1 protein-coding gene is annotated in these 646 nt (G+C 49.8%); it reads left to right on the top strand.

Annotated features, from left to right (window positions below; translation table 11 throughout):
* The coding region (locus ABEV74_RS11880; RefSeq protein ID WP_430146256.1) for a transposase at positions 1-646 on the top strand (646 nt) is incomplete at both ends.

Genomic DNA, 646 nt, shown 5'->3' on the forward strand with positions numbered 1-646 from the left:
TGAAGAAAACCCGGAATTGCTTTCGGAACTGGCACAGCGGCGATTGAAAAACAAAAAAGCAGAATTACAACGTGCCCTGAAAGGACTGATGGGAAACCATCAGAAGCTGATGCTGGCGGCACAACTGCGGCACATCGATTATCTGGACGAAGAAATCGGCAGACTGGACGAAGAGATCAAGAGGCGCATGCTCCCTTTTGAAGAAGACCTGGAACTGCTGGACACGATTCCCGGAGTGGCGAGAAGAACGGCTGAAACGATTGTAGCCGAAATCGGCACCAATATGGATCAATTTCCCTCCGCCGCTCATTTGTGTTCATGGGCGGGGCTGTGTCCAGGTCAAAATGAAAGTGCCGGTAAACGGAAATCAGGAACGACCCGTAAAGGTAACAAGAAACTCCGAAGCGCTCTTGTTGAAGCGGCACGCGCCGCCGGGAGAACGAAGAATACGTATTTGTCCAGTCAATACCATCGGATTGCCGCACGCCGGGGAGCCAGTCGAGCAGCAGTAGCCGTAGCTCACAGCATATTGATGATCGCATATTACATTCTCAAGCGTAGACAACCTTACATTGAATTGGGGCCAACCTATTACGAGGAACGAAAACGCGACACGATTATCAGACAATCAATTAAGAAACTTGAA

The sequence above is a fragment of the Paenibacillus cisolokensis genome (assembly GCF_050481165.1).
Taxonomy (GTDB): Bacteria; Bacillota; Bacilli; order Paenibacillales; family Paenibacillaceae; genus Paenibacillus_AH; species Paenibacillus_AH cisolokensis.